Annotated in this window: 19 protein-coding genes; 11 read left to right on the top strand and 8 right to left on the bottom strand. The window is 33.9% G+C overall.

Going from position 1 to position 22825, the window contains the following annotated elements; genetic code table 11:
- Positions 1-21 precede the first annotated feature (21 nt).
- The 4 genes from sufB to sufD all read left to right on the top strand — a co-directional run bounded on the left by sufB (position 22) and on the right by sufD (position 4108).
- Complete coding sequence (gene sufB, locus FLACOL7796_RS10450) at positions 22-1470, top strand: Fe-S cluster assembly protein SufB (RefSeq protein WP_173970736.1); 1449 nt, start codon at positions 22-24, stop codon at positions 1468-1470.
- A gap of 7 nt (positions 1471-1477) precedes the next feature.
- Positions 1478-1966 (top strand): flavodoxin family protein, encoded by a 489-nt coding sequence (locus tag FLACOL7796_RS10445; protein WP_173970735.1) that lies wholly within the window; start codon positions 1478-1480, stop codon positions 1964-1966.
- Positions 1967-1978: 12 nt separating this feature from the next.
- Positions 1979-2725: a Fe-S cluster assembly ATPase SufC gene (gene sufC / locus FLACOL7796_RS10440; RefSeq protein WP_017494567.1), complete on the top strand. Its 747-nt coding sequence runs from the start codon at positions 1979-1981 to the stop codon at positions 2723-2725.
- A gap of 66 nt (positions 2726-2791) precedes the next feature.
- Positions 2792-4108: a Fe-S cluster assembly protein SufD gene (gene sufD / locus FLACOL7796_RS10435; protein WP_173970734.1), complete on the top strand. Its 1317-nt coding sequence runs from the start codon at positions 2792-2794 to the stop codon at positions 4106-4108.
- Between the two features lie 394 nt (positions 4109-4502).
- Here sufD and FLACOL7796_RS10430 read toward each other — a convergent pair whose 3' ends face one another.
- Positions 4503-5852 carry a serine hydrolase domain-containing protein gene (locus FLACOL7796_RS10430; protein WP_173970733.1) on the bottom strand — a complete coding sequence of 450 codons (1350 nt, stop codon included), beginning with the start codon at positions 5850-5852 and terminating at the stop codon, positions 4503-4505.
- A 223-nt stretch (positions 5853-6075) separates the two neighbouring features.
- Here FLACOL7796_RS10430 and FLACOL7796_RS10425 point away from each other — a divergent pair, with 223 nt between their 5' ends.
- The 7 genes from FLACOL7796_RS10425 (at position 6076) to FLACOL7796_RS10395 (ending at position 10820) form a co-directional block, all read left to right on the top strand.
- The gene (locus FLACOL7796_RS10425; protein ID WP_173970732.1) at positions 6076-7290 is read left to right on the top strand and encodes an aminotransferase class V-fold PLP-dependent enzyme; all 1215 of its coding nucleotides are present in this window, start codon (positions 6076-6078) and stop codon (positions 7288-7290) included.
- 9 nt (positions 7291-7299) lie between these two features.
- On the top strand, positions 7300-7725 hold the full coding sequence (locus FLACOL7796_RS10420) for a hypothetical protein (protein WP_173970731.1): 426 nt from the start codon (positions 7300-7302) through the stop codon (positions 7723-7725).
- Between the two features lie 2 nt (positions 7726-7727).
- The gene (locus FLACOL7796_RS10415; protein WP_173970730.1) at positions 7728-8153 is read left to right on the top strand and encodes a SufE family protein; all 426 of its coding nucleotides are present in this window, start codon (positions 7728-7730) and stop codon (positions 8151-8153) included.
- Between the two features lie 184 nt (positions 8154-8337).
- Entirely contained in the window at positions 8338-8658 is a 321-nt protein-coding gene (locus tag FLACOL7796_RS10410; protein ID WP_232067350.1) for a GxxExxY protein, read from the top strand.
- 224 nt (positions 8659-8882) lie between these two features.
- Entirely contained in the window at positions 8883-9206 is a 324-nt protein-coding gene (locus FLACOL7796_RS10405; RefSeq protein WP_055097577.1) for an SUF system Fe-S cluster assembly protein, read from the top strand.
- A gap of 74 nt (positions 9207-9280) precedes the next feature.
- Entirely contained in the window at positions 9281-9790 is a 510-nt protein-coding gene (locus FLACOL7796_RS10400; protein ID WP_173970729.1) for a DUF2480 family protein, read from the top strand.
- A gap of 79 nt (positions 9791-9869) precedes the next feature.
- The gene (locus FLACOL7796_RS10395) at positions 9870-10820 is read left to right on the top strand and encodes a DUF3078 domain-containing protein (protein ID WP_173970728.1); all 951 of its coding nucleotides are present in this window, start codon (positions 9870-9872) and stop codon (positions 10818-10820) included.
- A 157-nt stretch (positions 10821-10977) separates the two neighbouring features.
- On the opposite strand, the gene hflX is transcribed toward FLACOL7796_RS10395, so the two are convergent.
- From hflX to FLACOL7796_RS10360, 7 genes are all read right to left on the bottom strand, one after another.
- The gene (gene hflX, locus FLACOL7796_RS10390; protein WP_173970727.1) at positions 10978-12222 is read right to left on the bottom strand and encodes a GTPase HflX; all 1245 of its coding nucleotides are present in this window, start codon (positions 12220-12222) and stop codon (positions 10978-10980) included.
- A gap of 190 nt (positions 12223-12412) precedes the next feature.
- Positions 12413-13279 (bottom strand): hypothetical protein, encoded by an 867-nt coding sequence (locus FLACOL7796_RS10385; protein WP_173970726.1) that lies wholly within the window; start codon positions 13277-13279, stop codon positions 12413-12415.
- Positions 13280-13417: 138 nt separating this feature from the next.
- Positions 13418-14767: a DUF5689 domain-containing protein gene (locus FLACOL7796_RS10380; RefSeq protein ID WP_173970725.1), complete on the bottom strand. Its 1350-nt coding sequence runs from the start codon at positions 14765-14767 to the stop codon at positions 13418-13420.
- A gap of 20 nt (positions 14768-14787) precedes the next feature.
- A complete protein-coding gene (locus FLACOL7796_RS10375) occupies positions 14788-17625 on the bottom strand; it encodes a carboxypeptidase-like regulatory domain-containing protein (RefSeq protein WP_173970724.1) in 2838 nt (945 codons plus the stop codon).
- Between the two features lie 316 nt (positions 17626-17941).
- On the bottom strand, positions 17942-19165 hold the full coding sequence (locus FLACOL7796_RS10370) for an MFS transporter (protein ID WP_173970723.1): 1224 nt from the start codon (positions 19163-19165) through the stop codon (positions 17942-17944).
- Between the two features lie 766 nt (positions 19166-19931).
- Positions 19932-20972 (bottom strand): Gfo/Idh/MocA family oxidoreductase, encoded by a 1041-nt coding sequence (locus tag FLACOL7796_RS10365; RefSeq protein ID WP_173970722.1) that lies wholly within the window; start codon positions 20970-20972, stop codon positions 19932-19934.
- A gap of 223 nt (positions 20973-21195) precedes the next feature.
- Positions 21196-22266: an NADH:flavin oxidoreductase/NADH oxidase gene (locus FLACOL7796_RS10360; RefSeq protein ID WP_173970721.1), complete on the bottom strand. Its 1071-nt coding sequence runs from the start codon at positions 22264-22266 to the stop codon at positions 21196-21198.
- Positions 22267-22825 lie beyond the last annotated feature (559 nt).

Raw genomic sequence — 22825 nt, 5'->3', positions numbered from 1 at the left:
AGCGTTTTAAAAAACTAAAAAATGTCAAAATACACGGAAGACGATTTAAAAATCGAACTCGAAACCAAAGAATACGAATACGGATTTTATACTGATATTGAATCAGAGACATTTCCTATTGGCTTAAACGAAGATATCGTAAGAGCTATTTCTCTTAAAAAAGAAGAACCAGAATGGATGACCGAATGGCGCATCGAGGCTTTTCGCGCATGGAAAGAAATGATTGAACCAGAATGGGCAAATGTTCATTATGCGAAACCAGATTTCCAGGCTATCTCTTACTATTCTGCTCCAAAACAAGTAGATCCAAACAAAACTTTGGATGATGTAGATCCGGAACTTCTTGAAATGTACAAAAAGTTAGGTATCTCTGTAGATGAACAAAAAATGATGAACAATGTCGCTATGGATATTGTTGTCGATTCTGTTTCTGTTGCTACAACTTTCAAGAAAACCTTAGGAGAAAAAGGAATTATTTTCTGTCCGATTTCTGAAGCTATAAAAGAACATCCGGAATTAGTTCGTAAATATTTAGGAACTGTTGTACCTCAAAAAGACAACTTCTACGCAGCATTAAACTCAGCAGTTTTCTCTGACGGAAGTTTCTGTTATATTCCAAAAGGCGTTCGTTGCCCAATGGAACTTTCAACTTATTTTAGAATCAATCAGGCAGGAACAGGACAATTTGAAAGAACTCTTGTTATTGCTGACGAAGGAAGTTACGTATCATACCTTGAAGGATGTACTGCACCAAGTCGTGACGAAAACCAATTGCACGCTGCTGTAGTTGAATTAATCGCTTTGGATGATGCTGAAATTAAATATTCTACCGTTCAAAACTGGTTCCCTGGAAACAAAGAAGGAAAAGGTGGAGTTTATAACTTCGTAACCAAAAGAGGTTTATGCGAAACAAACGCTAAAATTTCATGGACACAGGTAGAAACTGGTTCTGCTGTAACCTGGAAATATCCTTCTTGTGTACTTAAAGGAGATAATTCGGTAGGAGAATTTTATTCGATAGCCGTTACCAATAATTACCAACAAGCAGATACAGGAACCAAAATGATCCATTTAGGCAAAAACACTAAATCGACTATCATTTCTAAAGGTATCTCGGCTGGTAAATCACAAAACAGTTACCGTGGATTAGTGCAAATTAGCCCAAGAGCGGAGAATGCACGTAACTTTTCGCAATGTGATTCTCTTTTAATGGGGAACAATTGTGGAGCGCATACTTTCCCTTATATCGAAAGTAAAAATCCATCGGCAAAAATAGAGCACGAGGCAACTACAAGTAAAATTGGAGAAGATCAGGTTTTTTATTGTAACCAAAGAGGTATCCCAACTGAAAAAGCGATTGCCTTAATTGTAAACGGTTTCAGTAAAGATGTATTGAACAAATTACCAATGGAATTTGCTGTTGAAGCTCAAAAATTATTAGAGATTTCTTTAGAAGGATCTGTAGGTTAATTGCAAAATGGAAGGTAAAAAAGTAATCATTTTAGGTTCATCCAGAAAAAACGGAAATACAACAAAAATTGTAGACGAAATTTCTAAAGATACCGGAATAGATGTAATTGATTTAAGTGATTATAATATTTCTTATTATGATTACGAAAGCAAAAACAGAGAAGATGATTTTTTGCCTTTAATAAAAGGAATTATCGAAAAGTACGATACTTTAATTTTTGCAACGCCAATTTATTGGTATAATATGAGTGGAATAATGAAGGTTTTCTTTGATCGGATTTCGGATTTAATCCGAATTGAAAAAGAAACCGGACGAAAACTTAGAGGAAAGAAAATTGGCGTGATATCAAATTCACACGACAATGAAATTGAAGAAAGTTTTTACATCCCTTTCAAAAAATCAGCCGATTATTTAGGCATGGAATATTTAGGACACGCGCATTTTAATGCAAACATCCTGAACCAAACAACAAAAATAGAATTGACATTTATATAAAATAAAAAAACAATGTTATCAATAAAAAACCTTCACGCCTCAATTGGTGATAAAGAAATCCTTAAAGGAATTAATATAGAAGTTAAAGCTGGCGAAGTACACGCTATCATGGGACCAAACGGTTCTGGAAAAAGTACACTTTCGGCTGTAATTGCCGGAAACGAAAACTACGAAGTTACTGATGGAGAAGTTTTCCTTGACGGAGAAGATCTTGCTGATCTTGCTCCGGAAGAAAGAGCACATAAAGGAGTTTTCCTTTCTTTTCAATATCCTGTAGAAATTCCCGGAGTAAGTGTAACAAACTTCATGAAAACTGCCATCAACGAAACTCGTAAGGCAAACGGTCAGGAAGAAATGCCTGCAAACGAAATGCTAAAAGTAATTCGTGAGAAATCTGAATTGTTAGAAATTGATCGTAAATTTTTATCTCGTTCTTTAAACGAAGGTTTTTCGGGAGGAGAGAAAAAAAGAAACGAAATTTTTCAAATGGCAATGTTAGAGCCAAAATTAGCTATTCTTGACGAAACCGATTCTGGTCTTGATATCGATGCACTAAGAATTGTGGCTAACGGAGTTAACAAATTGAAAAGCGAGAAAAACGCAATTATCGTTATCACACACTACCAACGTTTATTAGATTATATCGTTCCTGATTTCGTTCACGTTCTTTACAACGGAAGAATTGTAAAATCTGGAGGAAAAGAATTGGCTTACGAACTGGAAGAAAAAGGATACGACTGGATTAAAGCAGAAAACTAGTTTACAGTTACAGTTTACAGTTTACAAAAACTCATAACTCATAACTTATAACTTACAACTACGAAAATGGATTTAAAAGAAAAATTAGTATCGTCTTTTATGGCTTTTGAAGAGCGTGTCGATGTACATTCAGATTTACATGATATTCGCACCAAAGCACTAAAAAACTTTGAAGATAAAGGTTTCCCAACCAAAAAAGAAGAAGCTTGGAAATATACATCGCTAAACGCCATCTTAAAAAATGACTTTACGGTTTTTCCTAAGCAAGAAAATGCAATCGAATTTAATCAGGTAAAAAAATACTTTTTACACGAAATCGACACTTATAAATTAGTATTTATAGATGGAGTTTTTAGTTCGCATTTGTCTTCTACTACACATGACGGGATAGATGTTTGTTTGATGTCATCGGCATTGACAAAACCAAAATATAAAATGATTATTGATACTTACTTCAATCAGGTAGCAAGCAAAGACGAAAGTCTTACTACGCTAAATACTGCTTTTGCAAGTGAAGGAGCTTTCATCAATATTCCGAAGAAAAAAGTGGCTGATAAACCTATTGAAATCATGTATTTCTCTACAGGAAACGAAGCTGCATTAATGGTACAACCAAGAAATTTGGTAATTGTGGGCGAAAATTCACATGTTCAAATTATCGAGCGTCACCAGAGTTTGAATGAAAATCCGGTTTTAACCAATTCGGTTACAGAGATTTTTGCTCAAAAACGTGCCATTATCGATTATTATAAAATTCAAAATGACAATAGCGAAGCCAACTTAGTTGACAATACTTACGTTTCTCAACAACAAGAAAGTCATGCTTCTGTACATACGTTTTCGTTTGGAGGAAACCTTACACGTAACAACTTAAACTTTTATCACTTTGGTGAAAGATTGACAAGTACGCTTAACGGAATCACGATTCTTAACGACAAACAACACGTTGATCATTATACTTTGGTAAACCACTCAACACCTAATTGTGAGAGTTTCCAGGATTATAAAGGAATTTTTTCTGATCGCTCAACTGGAGTTTTCAACGGAAAAGTTTTAGTAGAAAAAGAAGCTCAAAAAACAAATGCTTTCCAGAAAAGCAACAATATTTTATTGAGTGACAAAGCGACTATCAATGCAAAACCACAATTAGAAATCTTTGCTGATGATGTAAAATGTTCTCACGGTTGTACCGTAGGACAACTTGACGAGACGGCAATGTTCTACATGCAATCTCGTGGAATCCCGAAAAAAGAAGCTAAAGCTTTATTGATGTACGCATTCTCGAATGCTGTTATCGAAAGCATTAAAATACCTGAATTAAAACAACGTATTACTAAAATCATTGCTACAAAATTAGGCGTGAATTTAGGATTTGATTTGTAGATTTTCTTAACCGCAATCCCGATAGCTATCGGGAGCTAGGATTTACGCAAGGTTCGCAAAGTTTTTATTTAAGCTTTGCGAACTTTGTATTTTATAAAAGTTTTGAGCTTTTAATTTTTAAGCTTTTTTCTCAAGAAGAATAAAAACACTGAAAAGATTGTACAGAAAATAATTGCAGAAATTTCCTGAATCCATATACTGTAAATCAAAAAGCCAAAGCTTCCAATAAAAATTATCGTGCAAACTAAATATTGCAAAAATCTAAAATCATCACTCAATTTTAATTTCATAAAATCATTAATAGTATTATAAAAGTTCTGAAGGTTTACTACACACATTGTGAACTTCGCGCTTTTTACTTGGCTGCCGATAGGTATCGGGATTGCGGTTAAATTTATTTTTTAACTGAAGAAATTATCCCCTTCAAAAACCCATTAAAATCAAATCCCTGATCTTCTTCTTTCAATCCCATTCTCACAATTACCATATCCATAGACGGAATAATTGCTACCATTTGTCCTTGATATCCGCTGCAATAAAACATATCGCGAGGAACATCTGGAAATTTTCCACCTGCGTTTAGCCAAAATTGTGCTCCATAAGCACCGTTAGAAGTATTCGTTGGTGTTGCAGAATATTTTACCCAGCTTTCATCTAAGATTTGTTCTCCGTTCCAGTTTCCTTTATGAAGGTATAACAATCCAAATTTAGACCAATCGCGGGCTGTTGCCCAGGCATAAGAAGAACCAACAAAAGTTCCGGCCATATCTTGCTCTACAATCATCGAATTCATTCCTATTTTATCAATTACGGCGCTGTACCAAAAATCAAGGTATTCTTGTTGGGTTTTAAACTGACTTTTTAAAATGCTAGACAATAAATTAGTTGTTCCGGAAGAGTAATTCCAATGTGTGTTGGGTTTAAACTGAGCTGGTTTTTCGCGTTGTACTTTTGCCATATCTCCAGACTGAAAAAGCATAATTGTAGCATCACAAATTTTACTGTAATTCTCTTCCCATTCTAATCCTGAATTCATGTGCAGCAAATCGTTTATCGTGATAATTTTACGATCGTCATTTTTCCATTCGGCAATTGGAGCAGGTTTATAAATATCAATTTTTCCTTCTTTTGCCAAAACCCCAAAAGCAGAACTTGTGATACTTTTAGTTATCGACCAACCTAAAATTTTACTGTCTTTATTAAAACCTGTATCGTATTTTTCACCAATCAATTTATCTTTATATAAAACAACAACGGCACGAGTACGTTTTGCCTTTCCTCCATTTTTATCGAAAGAATCATCAATTGCTTTCTTTAGTTTCGAATAATCAACATTCGAAAAAGCAGAATCCTTAGGTTCGTTATTCCCGTAAGGAAAAGGAAGATTATTAACTAATTTAGTTCGTTTAGGAAGCAAATAGGGTTTCGAAACATCATAATCATCATCTACTAAAGTCGCACCTAAACCTTCACGATAAATCGCTTTTCTTTCTTTTAAACCATAAACAGATGAAGTTGCAAATTTTCCTGCCCCATCAATTGTATTCGTCGCCAAATCCATCAACGGAATATCATTATCTCCTTTTTCAATCAATTCTTTCGATCTGTGATCTAAAAAATGTCCTGAAGCAATACTTTTGGCTGAAAAGCCAGAAATTAATTCCAATTTTGGATAAGTGGTGAATCCAAAATAAAAAACTACAATCAACAAAACAAGCGCAAGTAACCTGAAGATTTTTTTCATAGCATTAAAAAGATATTTATTACTGCAATATAAATAATTTATCCTCATGATTTTAGCATCAAATTCACATTTTGAATTCAAATAATTTAGAAAACACAACTAAATTTTACAGAATCAACATTCAAGTCATTTGTCAATAGCGCCATAAAAGGAAATTATCGTTTTAAGGGATAAACCAATTTAGTTTTAGTACTTTTGTAGATAGAATTTTTCTAAATAAGACATGTTAGACATCCAAAAAATAAGAGCTGATTTTCCGATACTTTCGGAAAAAGTAAACGGAAAACCTTTGGTTTATTTCGACAACGGAGCAACTTCACAAAAACCTCAAGTTGTGATCGATGCGATCGCAACCTATTATCAGGAAATAAATGCCAATATTCACCGCGGTGTTCATACACTAAGTCAATTGGCAACTGATGCTTACGAAATTTCAAGAGTAAAAATCCAACATCATATCAATGCTAAGTTTTCTCATGAAGTACTTTTTACTTCAGGAACAACGCACGGAATCAATTTAGTAGCCAATGGTTTTGCCTCTATTTTAAAACCTGGCGACGAAATATTGGTTTCGGCATTAGAGCATCATAGTAATATTGTGCCTTGGCAAATGTTATGCGAAAAAACCGGAGCAATTCTTAAAGTTATTCCGATAAACGAAGAAGGTGAACTGATCATGGAAACCTTTGACGCTTTACTTTCAGAAAAAACTAAAGTGGTTACGGTAAATCATATTTCGAATGCATTAGGGATTATTAATCCTATAAAATACATGATCGAAAAAGCACACGCTGTTGGCGCTGCTGTTTTAATTGATGGAGCACAAGCTGTTCCGCATTTAAAACCAGACGTTCAGGATTTAGATTGTGATTTTTATGCTTTTTCTGGCCATAAAATGTGTGGTCCAACCGGAACCGGAATTTTATACGGAAAAGAAGAATGGTTAAACAAACTTCCTCCTTATCAAGGTGGTGGCGAAATGATCAAAGAAGTTACTTTCGAGAAAACGACTTATGCTGACCTTCCTCATAAATTTGAAGCAGGAACTCCAAACATCGCGGGCGGAATTGTGTTAGGAACAGCTGTAGATTATTTAAATCATATCGGTTTTCATAATATTCAGAAACAAGAAGAAAAATTATTAGAGCACGCTACAAAACGTCTTTTAGAAATCGATGGCTTGAAAATTTACGGAACCGGAAAAAATAAAGCTTCTGTAGTTTCGTTTAATATTGACGGAATTCATCCTTATGACGTTGGTTCAATTATCGATAAATTAGGAATTGCCGTTAGAACCGGACATCATTGTGCACAACCTATCATGAACTTTTTCTGCATTCCGGGAACTATTCGTGCATCGTTTTCTTTTTACAATACTATAGAAGAAATTGACACAATGGTTGAAGCGGTTAAGAAGGCAAAAACCATGTTAAGCTAAAAAAATTTTATGAGACTATTATCTTTATTGTTGTTAACGATTTTCATCGGAACAAGTTGCTCAAGTCAAAAAACCAGCGATATGACATCAACACAAATGGAATATTCTGCGATGTCTCGTGGACTTTACAAAAAGATAGTAGTTCAGAACAAAACCGTTTCGGTTACCAATGGTAGAAATACTGAAGCAGTAGAAAGCAAAATAGACGATGCAAAATGGAAACAGATTGTAGCGGAATTTTCGAAAATAAATTTAGAGAGTATTCCAACTTTAAAAGGTCCAACCGAGAAACGTTTTTATGACGGTGCTGCGATTGGAAATTTGAAGATAACTCAGAATCAGAAAATATATGAAACTCCAGGTTTCGACAATGGCTATCCTCCAAAGGAAATAGAAAAATTGGTAAATTTGCTGATTAGTTTTACGAAAGAATAATTATGACTATAAAAGAAATACAAAACGAAATAATCGACGAATTTTCGATGTTTGATGACTGGATGCAACGCTATGAGTACATCATCGAACTGGGAAAAAGTCTTCCGTTGATTAAAGAAGAATATAAAACCGAAGAGAATTTAATAAAAGGTTGTCAATCGAAAGTTTGGTTGCAAGGCGAACAAAAAGACGATAAAATTGTTTTTACCGCAGATAGTGATGCGATTTTAACCAAAGGAATTATCGCGATTTTAATTCGTGCTTTCTCTAATCAAAAAGCAGAAGATATTATCAATGCCGATACTCAATTTATTGATGAAATTGGTTTAAAAGAACATTTATCAGCCACTCGCGCCAACGGATTGGTTTCGATGATAAAAAACATCAAAATGTACGCTTTGGCTTTTGATGCTAAAAATAAAAATTAAGTTTTTTAAACCATATAAGTTATATAAGAAAATTTAAGTTTTACGCTTAAACTATTTATACAATAAAATATAAAGAACCATATAAGTAACGTTTAAATGAACTTACATAACTTATATGGTAAAAAACACTAAAAGTAAGTTTTGTCTTTCTTTTTTTTTGTTATTATTGCTAAAAAGAAGTGTAATGACAAAGAAATATCTGACTGATTTAATTTACAAGGTAAATGGAGCGGCAATTGAAGTTCATAAAAATATTGGAGCAGGACTTTTAGAAAATATTTATCATCAGTGTATGATTAAAGAATTATCGCTAAGAGGAATCAATTTTCAATCTGAATTGGTAATTCCTGTTCAATATAAAGGTTTAGAGCTTGAATCTGATTTAAGATGTGATTTATTTATTGAAAACTGTTTGGTTCTGGAATTAAAAGCCGTTGATAAAATCATACCAATTCACATTGCCAAGTTAATGTCTTATATGAAACTTTTAAAATCACCGATTTGATTAATGATAAATTTTAATGTAACAAATATTTATCACGAAGGTCAAAAAACATATGTCAACGAATTATATCGTTGGCTAGAAGATTAAAGAATTAAAACCATATAAATTATAAGTTTATTGGTTAAATATTAAAATAGTAAAACCATAGTTAAGTAAGAGAATATAAACACAATGTTTAAATGAACTTATATAACTTATATGGTGGAAAAACAAAAAACAAAAAAATGGAACAAGAAATAGACACAAACGAATTAGGAGAATCAATTGTAAAGGTTTTAAAAAGCATTTACGATCCGGAGATTCCTGTAGATATTTATGAGTTAGGATTGATTTATGACGTAATGGTTAATACAGATTACGAAGTAAAAATCTTAATGACATTAACATCTCCTAACTGCCCGGTTGCGGAAAGTTTACCAAGAGAAGTTGAAGAAAAAGTAAAAACAATCGAAAACATTAAAGATGTCGACGTTGAAATTACTTTCGATCCGCCTTGGAGCAAAGATTTAATGAGCGAAGAAGCAAAATTAGAATTAGGAATGCTATAAAAAAAGTATACAGTTTACAGTCGCAGTTTTCAGTATTAACTGTGACTGAGACTGTAAACTGCAAACTAGAGAAAATGGAAGAAATCATCAATAAAGTTGCCAATAGTGCTTTAGAAGTATTTGATCTTGAGGATTATTATCCTAAAGGAGTGCGTGTGCAAATTGACATTTCGCAATGGCTTTTAGAAGGTTTTTTATTAAAAGAAAAAGACTTTAGAGAGCATTTAAAAAATCATGATTGGTCACAATATCAAGATCAGTATGTTGCTATCAATTGTAGTACAGATGCTATTGTTCCTGCCTGGTCGTCTATTTTGGTAGCGATTCAATTAGCACCTTATGCAAAAAAAGTAATAAACGGAACTATCGAAGATTTAGATGCAAGCTTGTATGAAGAAATCTTAAGTAAACTCGATTATTCTGAATACAAAAACAAACCTGTTATTGTAAAAGGATGTTCTAAAAAACCGGTTCCGACCCGCGCTTATATTTTAGCCGCAACTTATTTGCAACCTTTTGCAAGAAGTATAATGTATGGTGAAGCATGTTCTGCGGTACCTTTGTATAAAGAATCTAAGAAATAACTTTCTTTTACAATCAACAATACCCTACGTTTTAACGCTTTTTTAGTATATTTGTTCTTACACATTTAAACTATATACCATGAGAAAGCTAACATTATTACTTTTTATTTTAGCGAACTTAACTTTTGTTCAAGCCCAAAATTCTGAAAAAGAATTAATCCAAAACACTGAAAAAGCAGTAAAGAAAATAAACGATACTATTGAGGGAGAAGGCTGGAAAGCTAAAGGAACTGTTTCTCTTTTACTAAACCAATCTAGCTTTAATAACTGGATTGCAGGAGGTGAAGATAGCTTTTCCGGAACTTTAGGAATCAACTACGATTTCAATTACAAAAAAGACGATCTTACCTGGGATAACAAAATTTTGGCTTCTTACGGACTTTTACAAACCAAAAATGCCGATTATGAAAAAAAGACTGATGACCGTCTTGAATTCAACTCTATCTTAGGGAAAAGAGCTTTTGGAGAATGGTATTACTCTTATTTCCTGAATTTCAGAACTCAATTTTCAACCGGTTATTTGTATGGAAAAGATGAGAACGGAAAAGAAATCAGAACTGAGAATACTAAATTTATGTCACCTGGTTATCTTACAACAGGTCCTGGTATTTACTGGACAAAAGATGATAACTTAAAAATAAACTTTGCTCCATTAACTTCAAAATTCACTTTTGTAGACGGAGCTTATACTTCAGGGATTGATCAGGCAACCGGATTACCTTATGTAGACGGGTCTTACTTTGGTGTAGATGCGAACAAAACAATGCGTTACGAATTAGGTTTCTATGCATCGGTTTATTACAAATTGGCGATCATGACCAATGTAACTGCTGAAAATACTTTGAACTTATATTCTAATTATTTAGAAGATCCACAAAACGTAGATATCAATTACTCATTGAATATTATCATGAAAGTAAACAAGTTTTTATCTGCGAACTTATCATTCCAAGCTATTTATGACGATAATGCTTTTAGTGGTTTTCAGACCAGAGAAGTATTTGGTTTAGGAATTAATTTCGGATTCTAAAAACCGCTTATATTTTACCGCTAAGAACGCTAAGATTTGTAGGTTAAATTTAATAAAAACACAAAGTTCGCAAAGCTAAAAATATATAGTTTTGCGAACTTTGTGTTTTGTAAAACGCTAAAATAAAAACCTTAGCGTCCTTTGCGATAAAATTAATTTATTCCTGATCTTCAGAATCTTCTTCTTTTTCGATTGCATCTTTATAATCCGGATACAAAAACTTATTATAAGGAAATCTTGTGATATGAATTTGACGAACTGCTTCGTAAACTATTTCTCTAAATTCTTCGAAGTTTTCTTTTTGTGTCGCCGAAATAAACAATGCTTTATTCTGACCCACATTACTCATCCAGGTTTGTTTCCATTCCTCAAGCGTATAATGTCTTCTTGTTTTTTCGGTAATCAAATCATCCTCATCGATTGTTAAATGTTTGTAGGCATCAATTTTATTAAAAACCATAATCGTTGGTTTGTCATTACTCTTGATTTCTAACAAGGTTTGATTTACAGATTCGATATGATCTTCAAAATCCGGATGCGAAATATCTACAACATGCAAAAGCAAGTCGGCTTCACGAACTTCATCTAAAGTACTTTTAAAAGAATCTACCAATTGAGTTGGCAATTTTCTAATAAAACCTACCGTATCTGAAAGTAAAAATGGTAAGTTTTTAATCACCACTTTTCGAACTGTTGTGTCAAGTGTTGCGAATAATTTATTCTCAACAAAAACATCACTTTTACCTACAGCATTCATCAATGTCGATTTCCCAACATTCGTATATCCTACCAGAGCCACACGAACCATTGCACCACGATTACTACGCTGCACACCCATCTGTTTGTCGATCGTTTTTATTTTCTCTTTTAAGAGCGATATACGATCACGAACAATACGTCTGTCAGTTTCAATTTCGGTTTCTCCTGGTCCACGCATTCCAATTCCTCCTTTTTGACGCTCAAGGTGCGTCCACATTCCCGAAAGTCTAGGCAATAAATACTGACATTGCGCCAATTCTACCTGTGTTCTTGCATAAGATGTTTCGGCTCTTTGTGCAAAAATATCCAGAATAAGGTGGGTTCTGTCTAAGATTTTGCAATCTATAATTTTAGAGATATTTTTTTGCTGTGATGGCGATAATTCATCATCAAAGATTAAAGTCGATATGTCGTTTTCTTTTACAAAAAGATTGATTTCTTCAATTTTTCCAGTACCCACAAAAGTCTTAGGATTTGGGCGTTCCATTTTTTGTGAAAAGCGTTTTATAACTTCACCACCTGCGGTAAAAGTCAAAAACTCTAATTCATCAAGATATTCGTTAAGTTTTTCTTCACTTTGGTTTTGAGTTACAATACCAACAATGGCTGTTTTCTCAAAATTTATAATTTCTTTTTCTAACATAGCTTTGAATAAGGTGCAAATTTAATGATTTGTAAGGTACTAACGCTTATAGAATTCCGTTTTTAAGTTCTATTTGGGAAATTAGTACTCGTATAAAAAAGCAAACCATTTAAAAATTAAGCATTCTAAGAATCTAATCTTAACAAAACTTAAATTTTAAATGGCTTTAATTCTTTTAAAAAAGATGTTTTTATTCGTAAATAAAAGTCTTTTCTGTTTTTACAATTCCGTTTTCTTCAATCTGAGAACAAGAGATTGGAAAGTTCAGTTTGTTGTATTTGTATTTTCTGCTCACACCAACCAAAACGGTAGATGACGGACTAAAATTCAATTCGTTGTTATAGGATATTGCTTCAAAACTAAACTCATCTTCGTGATACGAAATCATTGGTACAATAACTTTATAATTATCACCAAACAAACTTTGAACGATTAATTGATCTACAGATTTTTTATCATCAAAAGTATATGTTTTAGATATTTTATCTCCAACTAAGCCTTTGTGTTTTACCACATTATCATTGGTATAAACATATTCGATTTTACCAATAATTGCTTTGTTTCTGTCTCTTGTAGTGCGTCTTACAATGATACCATTTTCTACAATATATTCTACATCATCAACTACATTCTGGTGATTGGTGCTTTTTTTAGTAATTACTTTTACTCTTGCTCCCTCATAACCAAAAGTTACTGTTTTAGTAATGTAGTCGTTACCTTCCTGATATTTTTTAATAAATTTTGTAATGTTATTATCGGCATCATAAGAGTAATTTACGACTTCTTTCCATTCGCTTCCCACTTTGTCTTTTACAGTTTTATCCAACAGTCCTTTAGTATTATAAAAAAAATGCTGAACAACATCCGAAGTAGTGATAGTTTGAAGCTTACCCTCTTTAAAAACAACTGTTTTGTTTACAATTTCACCGTCTTTAGAGTTTTGGTAATTTGTTTTTACAATGTTGATTTGCTTTAATCTAACAGGAGCATTTTGATCCTGACTGTGCAGCAAGCATGGAAAAACCATCATCATGATGGCGATAAAGTAGGTTTTCATGTGGTATTTGTATTGATTTGGGATGACCAAAATACAAAATTCAATTAAATTTTAACAGTTTAAAACTTAAAAACAACACACAATTAAATTATCGCTTAAAAATCAATACTTTAATTTCATTTTTAAAAATTGAACGCCTTACTTTTCTCCAAAAATTTTAACATCATCGACCATAAAAGCTCCATTCAAGGTTTTGTCTTTTCCTGAACCTATGTATTTGAATGCAATATGAATATTTCCTGAATAGGCAGATAAATCGATCCCACCGGAACTTATAAACTGACGTGTAGGTGTTGATAATGAAGGTAAATTTGCTTGTAGTTTTGTCCATTTTGCCTTGGTTATATTCGAGCCATTAAAATCTGTAGAGATATAAACCTCAAGAGTATTTAACGGAGAATCGACTTTAAGATCATGCTGAGCACTTCTAAAAGATAATACGGCATTTTTATAACCATTCAGGTTGATTTTTGGTGTAACCAGCCAGGCAACATTTTCGGCTGTTGTTGTACTTGTAGTGTTAAATTCAGCGTAACCATTTCCGGCATACAACATGCTTTTCCATAATTTTGATGCTTTTTCTACAATATTACTCCAACCCGGCAGCGTAAAATTGACATTGTTTTTTACCGATTGAAAATCTTCTGCAAAAAACGGAACGGTTCTTTTTCCGTTCATTACCAAATCTTTTTCAGACCTGATCATCAATTGATAATCTGAACCAAATTTTGTCAATATCCCTCTGACTTTTCCGCTTCCTTCAGGCACGATGTGATCTGCAAAACCGGCATAACTACTGGTTCTAAAAATAATCTGATTACCGGTTTTATCCCTTAAATTCCAATTGGTTGAACCGCCCACATTATTAGATTCTTCAAAATAATGACGCCCAATTGCTTCTTCTGTAAATTGTACATCTGTTAGCTCGACCAAAGTATTGAGTTTATCATCGTTTAATGCTTCTTCGATAGTAACGGACTTAACTAATTGATTTTCATCAATTACTACGCATGAAGCATTCAGGACATTTTTATAGTCAATTTGCGAAACCCTTCCAATAGTGGGGTCGCCTGCATTACTTACATACAAGCTACCAATTCGCATTCCTCCAAAATACAAATCTGTAAACTGGTTTTTAAGTTTTATAAATACTTTATTTCCAACATGAAAGTCGATATAGGCATTCGAAACATCCACCGGGATGCTAAATCCTATTGCGGGTGTTTTATCGGTCGCAAGGGTTTGGAAAGAAATTGCCTTAAAAAAATTGCCCCCTTCGTCGCTCGATACCACATATGCTTCAATGATATCATTATAATTATATGGTTTAGGAACTGATCCTGAAAGGTCTTTTACTTTTTGAACCGTTTGATTTACTGTCAAATTAGGTTGTGTACATTCTAATTTTGGAACTTCAACTTCATTATTACATCCATAAAAAAAGAAAACTGACAAGGTTAAAAAAGGGTTTAAAAATATATTTTTCATTTCGAATGTGTATTAGAATTTTACAAACTTATGGTGAGGTTTACGAAATAGGTTCTTCCGTATCCGTAATAATATTTAGGTCCAAATGATGGTGTGCCACTAGAAACATCCTGATTTAATGCTCTGAAATTTGCATTTCGTGCTTGCTCAAAACCTCCCGTTTTATAGGTTTTATCCAGCACATTATTTATACTCGTAAAAAGTCCGACATATTTACCTAAGATACGCCAGGATTTACCTCCCGAGATATTTAGTAAAGAAACAGGATCAAATTTTTCTTGTTTGAGTAAAGCTCTTGCGCGTTCTTCTGTGGCTTCAGGAAAAACCAAACCGCTTATTGGATTTTTATAAAAACGTGCTGTTCTGGCAATAGACGAAACATCGATATAACTTTCGGCCAAATAATTTATGTTTGCTCCCAACCACCAATATTTGGGATCCCGATATTCTAAACCAACAGAATAGGCTTGTTGTGGCATGCCGGACTGTTTGTAGTTTTTGAGATACGATTCTCCAAAATCAAAAGTCGTTTGTGTATCTCCTTTGGCGGCATTTGCATCATTTGTAATCGAAACATTTGGGTTACTATTATAAGTATAATTGCCATAAGCAACTGATAAAGTACTTTTTAGTGTAGATGAAATTTGATATTCGAAACTTAATTCGGCGCCAATGTTCTTTTTGTCTAAATGGGTTAAAGTCTGACTTACAAATGCATCTGTATTATTGTAACTGGCACCTCTGTCAAATATTCCCTCAGCATAGAAAAAAGAGGTTTTTGTGGTATTTTTTATTAAAGTATAATAAGCGGTTGTTCTAATTTTAAGTTTAGGCGAACGAAATATATAATTGGCTTCGGCACTATTTATATTTTCATTTTCAATTCCGTCAACAACTGAATTATTCAATCTTGAATTAGCAAAAGTGTTTCGAAGTGATGGCGCACGAGTAAGATGCATTCCGTTAAAAAACAACCATTGTTTTCCTGAAATCTTATAAGTAAAACCTCCTTTGAAACCAAAATTTTCGAAATGTACTTTTTCACTTTTACCTAAAGAAGTTGTGGGGTAAATTCCGTTTTGATACAAACCTTCTCTTTGATAACTGGATGTAGAATAGGTTTGCCCCAAATAAAAATCGAATTTATTATAATTGAATTTAAACTGTGTAAAAGCATCAATAATTGTTGCCTGCAAATTATAATTGTAACCGTAAATGTCTCCTTTTTTTACCTGACGATTTGGATGTTGTAAATCAGATTGTGCCTGATCTCCGTTGTAAAATGCATCAATATCTTCAAAATATTCACCTCCGAGTAAGTCTAAAAGATATTGAAATTGATGTGATTTTAAATTCCGAAAAGTGATTCCGCCATCGAAAAAACTGTTTTCTGTAATTTGTATATTTAAGTTTGAATTGGCAGAAAAGGTTTTATCATCTGTTCGATCTTCATATAAAACATAATGGCTTTGAGCAGGCTGATAACCTGTAATGACTCCATCAGCATTTAATGTTGGCTGTTGATTGGCCTGATACATTGCATCCCAATTGATTTGAGGATCTTCTAGAAATAGCTTTTTATTAAGTTCCGCATTTTCATAATCGGGTGTAAATTCTCCTGAAAATTCTCCGATATCTTTTCCGTAAAGTGAGGTATAATAACTGGGCAATTTTCGATAATACGTAGGATCCGGACTGTTTGCATTTTGATAATCAATTGTACTGTTTCCTACTTTCCCGAATTGATACATTACACTCGAATTGAGGTTTGCTTTTTCGTTTATTTTAAAATAATGATTCAGCATCAATAAAGGTTCTTCGACTTTTTTTACTCTTGCATTTCGTTTTTCTCCATCCTGAAAACCCCAATACGAATTGTATTTTTCGTTGATTAATTCTGTAACTTCATTTGTATTGGCTGAATTTTTTCCTCTTGAATTTGGCGTATAAAATCCGGTGAAGTTTAAGGAATGTTTATTGCTTAATTTCTTTTCGATACTCATAAAAAAAGATTCGGCATCAAAACTAGTTCCGTCAAAATAACCTTCGTTGCCCATACGTTTTCCTGCCGAAACTACATACGCCCAGCCTTTAGAATTCATTCCCGAAGCATAAGTAGCATTGGCGCGCCAATTATAAGTAGTATTACTTCCTGAAAAAATAAGCCTTGCTCCTTTTCTATAGGTTGAGGCCCGGGTCGAAATTTGTTGTGTACCTAATATTCCTCCAAACGTAAAATTTGAAGCTGCGGCACCAACAGAAAATTCCTGATTTCTAAGTACATCATTCAAACCTCCCCAATTGCTCCATTGTGGTCTTCCGTCATAAATTTTGTTCATGATCATTCCGTTGAGCATCATGGTTCCGTTTTCGCTGTCTAAACCACGAACTCTAAATCGGGCTTGTCCCCAATTGAAAGCAGAAGCTTGCATAAACGCATCTTTTGAAGATTGAAGCAGTCCGGAAGTCATTTCGGATGAACTGTTATCATCTGATAAATCACTGTCTAATAATGTGATTAATGTTGCCGGAACGTCATCTGAAAAATTATCTTCTAATTGTAATATTCCGAGATTTACGGTTTGTTCGGGATTTGAATTTATCTTTAAAAGTAAATCTTTATATCCCTGACTGTGCAGTAATAAAAGTTGTTCTCCTTGTATAGAAGAATGTAATTCGAATTTTCCGTTTGTATTGGTAAGTTGTGTGATCGAAGAGTTTTGAATACTTACTACAATATTTTCAATAGGATTTTGTGTTTTGGCATCGATTACTATTCCAGTAAAAGTAGTTTCCTGTTGCGCAAAAGCAAATGTAAAAGACAATAAAATAAAAATCAGCAGGTATTTTTTTTCCATGAAAACCCCAATTTACTTTGATAAATAATTTTGAGATTAAACTGCTTTGATTGTCAAAACGTTTTAATCTTATATCAAAAGATAAAATTGGTCTTTGGAAAAAAGATTTTCAAAAAATTGAAATTAATATGAAACTTAATTTTCAATCTTCAAATATAATTAAAAATCAACATAAAAGAAATTTCTTACAAATTTTTATTTTATAAATAATATTATGAAAAAGATTGTCCTAGCCCCGATAGAAGTGGAAATCCTTTTGTGGCGGTGTTCGCCACAAAAGATTGGAACGTATAGCGGGATTAGCTCCTAAAAAAAATTATGCTTCAGTAGTTCTAATTTTAGACACCATAAAGGCGATTAGAACACCGAAGATTCCGATAAAGGCAAAAGAAAATTGAAGTCCGAAAGCCTCTGCAATATGTCCGATAACTGGAGGTCCCATTAAGAAACCTAAGAAACTTACGCTCGAAACAATGGTTAAAGCTTCGCCGGGAGGAACGGTTGGATTTTTTCCTGCCATACTATAAACGGTAGGAACAATTGTCGCGACTCCTAAACCAACAAGCATAAAAGCAATGGTACAAGGTATTATATAAGGAAGAAAAACTGCGGTAAAAAGTCCGACAGAAATCATGACTCCGCTAATTTGCATTACGCGTTCGCGACCAAATTTATTGATTAGACCATCGCCTAAAAATCGTCCGCTGGCCATCATAATCATAAATGATGTATAACCTAAAATAACTAATGGGCCGGGTGCTTTTACAATATCTTTAAAGTATACTCCGCTCCAATCGAACATAACGCCTTCGCTTGCCATACTGCAAAAACCAATTACGCCAAGCCAAAGCAAAGAGCTGTCGGGTTTTACAAATAGCTTTTTCTTTTCGGATGTTTTATTTTTTATTTTTTCTTTGGCTCTGACCAGAAATTTAAAATTAAAGGCAACCATTAAAAGTACTGCTGCGCCAACAATTAAAAAATGGTGGAATGGGGTGAGCTTTAAAGTCAACATTCCTAAACCAACCAGGGCTCCGGTGAATCCTGCAAAACTCCACATACCGTGAAAAGAAGACATGATTGTTTTTTTGAAAAGTACTTCGGTATAAACTCCTTGGGTATTTACGGCGATGTTGGCCAAATTCCCGAAAACTCCAAATAAAAATAATCCTAACGATAGTTGTAATGCTGATGTTGCCAAACCTAAATTAGCCAGACATAAAACGTACATTATCAATGAAAAAATCAAAATGCGATGACTGCCAAATTTGGTGACCATTTTTCCTGAAAATGGCATAATAATTAATTGCCCCATTGGCAGGGCAAAAAGTATAGAACCCAAATCTCCTTCGGTTAAATGCAAAGCTGTTTTGATGTCCGGAATTCTACTTGCCCAGGTTGCAAAACTTAATCCCATACCGAAATAAAACATTCCTACGGCAAAGCGAATTCGGTTTAAATAAGAGGCTTTTGCTTCTCTGTAAACTTTCTTGATTTTTCCTTTGGTTTGGAATAACGATAATGGATTGAAACTTATCAATGTGATTTATTTTTGAATTCTAGTATAAAAGTACTAAAAAGCAACTTTACAGACTATAAAACCCTACTAGTTCGTGAATTTATAACGTTGTATGTTTATAAATTTTCTTTTAAGGAGAAAAGGTTCATAGGTGCAAAGGGACAAAGGTTTTTTTTTAAAGGTGCTAAGGTTCTGAGATGCTAAGGTGCTAAGATTTTTTGCCCGCGGGTTTTACGGATGAAACGGGTTTACACGGATTTTTTAATCATTTTAATCTGTGGCAAAAATAAAATAACCTTGCTATTTGAAACGTAAGACGCACTGCTGTGCGTCTCTACAGAAAATCGTTGCCTTAAAAAAATTCTGTGATGATCCGTTTTATCTGCAAAATCTGTGGGCTAACTTTCTACAAAGTTTTTTTTAAAGGTACTAAGGTTCTGAGATGCTAAGGTACTAAGGTTTTTTATGCCCACGGGTTTTACGGATGAAACTGGTTTTCGCGGGTTTTTTAATCATTTTAATCTGTGGCAAAAATAAAATAACCTTGCTATTTGAAACGTAAGACGCACTGCAGTGCGTCTCTACAGAAAATGTTTGCCTTAAAACAAATCTGTGATGATCCGTTTTATCCGCAAAATCTGTGCGCCAAATCTCTACAAATTTTCTTTTAAATGGCAAAGGTTTTTATGTGTCCGCATAAAAAAGACGCACTGCTGTGCGTCTCTACAATATAATAAAAAAAACCCGCGAAAACCAGTTTCATCCGTCTAATCCGTGGGCCAAATCTCTACAAATTAATGACTTTTTGCTGTGTATGGCTTGCAATTGCAGCTTCTATAATTTGCATTACTTTTACACCGTCTTGTGCTGTAACGGGTTCTGTTTTGTTATTTGCAATTGAGTCGTAAACGCCATCAAAAAACGAGAAGTAATTGCCCTGAAGGGTTGGGATTTTTTCTCTGATTTCTTTTCCGTCAATTTCAGTATGCAAAAGTCCTTGTAAGGTTTCTGATTCTGTTCCCCAGGATTCTAAGTTTGGTTTTTTACCTAATTTTAATTCGTCTTCCTGAACATCACCACGGGGTTTTAAGAAAGATCCTTTTTTACCGTGAATGGTATATCCCGGATTTGCCTCTCTAACGAAAAAACTGGCTTTTAATCGTACTCTCAAATTATCGTAAATCAACAATAAATCGATCCAGTCATCTACTAAAGAGTTCTCTCTTGTGTAACGAATATCTCCAAAAACCGACTTTGGTGAACCAAATAAACATACGGCCTGATCGATTAAATGCGGGCCTAAATCTTTCAGGATTCCTGCTCCGTCATTTACGGTTTCTTTGTGTGCTTTGGCACTCAATAACGGATTGTATCTGTCAAAGTGAAATTCGGCTTCGACTAAATCTCCCAAAGTTCCTTCTTTGATTATTTTCTGAACGGTTTTAAAATCACTGTCCCATCTTCTGTTTTGAAAAACGGCTAATTTTAATCCTTTTTCTTTGGCGATTGCCGCTAATTCTTCGGCTTCGGCAACGGTTGTGGTAAAGGCTTTTTCGACAACGGCGTGTTTGCCTGCTAATAAAACTTTTTTGGCGTATTCGAAATGTGTTCCAACCGGAGTATTTACGATGACCAAATCGACATCGTCTGCCAATAAATCATCGATAGAAGGATAACTTTTTACTGTTGGATAATCTTCCTGAATGAGTTTTTTGCTTCTTTCCCAAGATCCTAAAAGTTCAAATCCGGGGTGAATATCTAAAAACGGAGCATGAAAAACTTTTCCCGACATTCCGTATGATAATAGTGCTGTTTTTATTTTTTGCATGTTGTGTGTGTTTTTGTTTTGCCACTCCCGATAGCTATCGGGATTCACAGATTAAAATGATTTTTTTTCGCCACGACCCGAGCGATAGCGAACAGGCGAAGCAATTTCACAAATCGTTGAACTTAAAAAATTAAACCATAATAATTCGTGGAAATTAGTGTAATTCGTGGCAACTTCCTTTTTAAAATCAGTCTAATCTTTGCAATCTGTGGCAATAATTCATTTAAATTTTAGCGCGTTCGTATTGTTTTGGCCATTGAATATCGTCGTTTAGTTCTTTGGCAAAGTCTAAAGGCAAGTTTGGGTTTCTCAATGATTCTCTGGCGAATAAAACCAAATCGGCCTGAGCATTTTTCAGGATGGCTTCGGCTTGTTTGGCTTCGGTAATTAAGCCTACTGCGCCAGTTGCAATATTTACTTCTTTTTTGATTTTTGCTGCAAAATTAACCTGATAACCCGGACCAACCGGAATTTTTTGATATGAAACTAATCCGCCTGATGAAACATCAATTAGGTCTACTCCTTTTTCTTTTAAGATCTTAGAAAGCTGTACAGATTCTTCGGGATTCCATCCTCCTTCTGCCCAATCTGTTGCTGAAATTCGAACAAATAAAGGCAAATCTGATGGCCATTCTGATTGTACGGCTTCAACAATTTCTAAGGTAAAACGGATTCTGTTTTCGAAACTTCCGCCATACTCATCGGTTCTGTTATTGGTTAACGGAGATAAAAACTGGTGCAGTAAATAACCGTGGGCTCCGTGAACTTCCATTACCTGATAACCGGCCTGAACCGCTCTTTTTGTCGCAGCTTTAAAATCTGAAATTACTTTCTGGATTCCGTTTTGGTCTAAAGCTTCAGGAAGAAAAGGTTCGTCATCATGATAAGGAATGGCGCTTGCAGAAACCGTTTGCCATCCGCCCTGAGCGAAATCTAACTTTTTATTGCCTTCCCACGGAACCGAAACACTTGCTTTTCGTCCGGCATGTGCCAATTGGATTCCGGGAACCGAATTTTGAGAAACTATAAATTGGTTGATTGTTTTTAGTTTCTCGATATGTTCGTCTTTCCAGATTCCTAAGTCAGATGGAGAAATTCTGGCTTCGGGAGAAACTGCGGTTGCTTCCTGAATAATCAGTCCTACGCCACCGCTGGCGCGACTTCCTAAATGCACTAAATGCCAATCGTTTGCAAATCCGTCAATTGCTGAGTATTGACACATAGGCGATATAACGATTCTATTTTTTAAAGTGATTTTTTTTATTGTAAGTGGAGAAAATAATAATGACGCCATAATTGTAACTTTTAATGGGTTTACAATATCAATTGAAGCTGATAAAGTTTAAAAAGTAAAGTTACAGTATCTTGATAAAAAGAGAAATCTAAATGTTTATTAATTAACAAACATTTAAAGCAAACATTTACTCAAAGTAAGTTTTAACTAACTTACTTTAAATATAAAGAGGAGTTTAATATTTAATTTTAAGACTTTCTAATGCCCCAAAGCCTGCCCCAAAAAAAATTCATTTTGTAGATATATAAATAGTCAAAAACATTAAAATTGCCGCACCAATAATTATGTAGTAGTTTTTTAGTTTGCATAATTTTCTAGTAATGGCTAAAATAAAAAATTGCTTTACCTACAATTTTCCCCAGGAAATATAAAGAAAAACCATAAATTATTATTAAATAAATTACCATCGATATTCTGTTTTCCTGCGTGCCTTCAAAAATGTATTTTTTCATATTTATTATTTATTAGTAGAAATAAACTCCGACATTATTTTAACCAGAAATTTTTATTGAAAGAAAAATAATACGCAATATAATAATTTAATATTTCAGAATAAGAC

Origin of the sequence: Flavobacterium bizetiae, assembly GCF_902804475.1 — a bacterium.
GTDB classification, from domain to species: domain Bacteria; phylum Bacteroidota; class Bacteroidia; order Flavobacteriales; family Flavobacteriaceae; genus Flavobacterium; species Flavobacterium bizetiae.
Note: the sequence above shows the minus strand (reverse complement) of the source record. Positions and strands in the feature narration are given on the sequence as shown.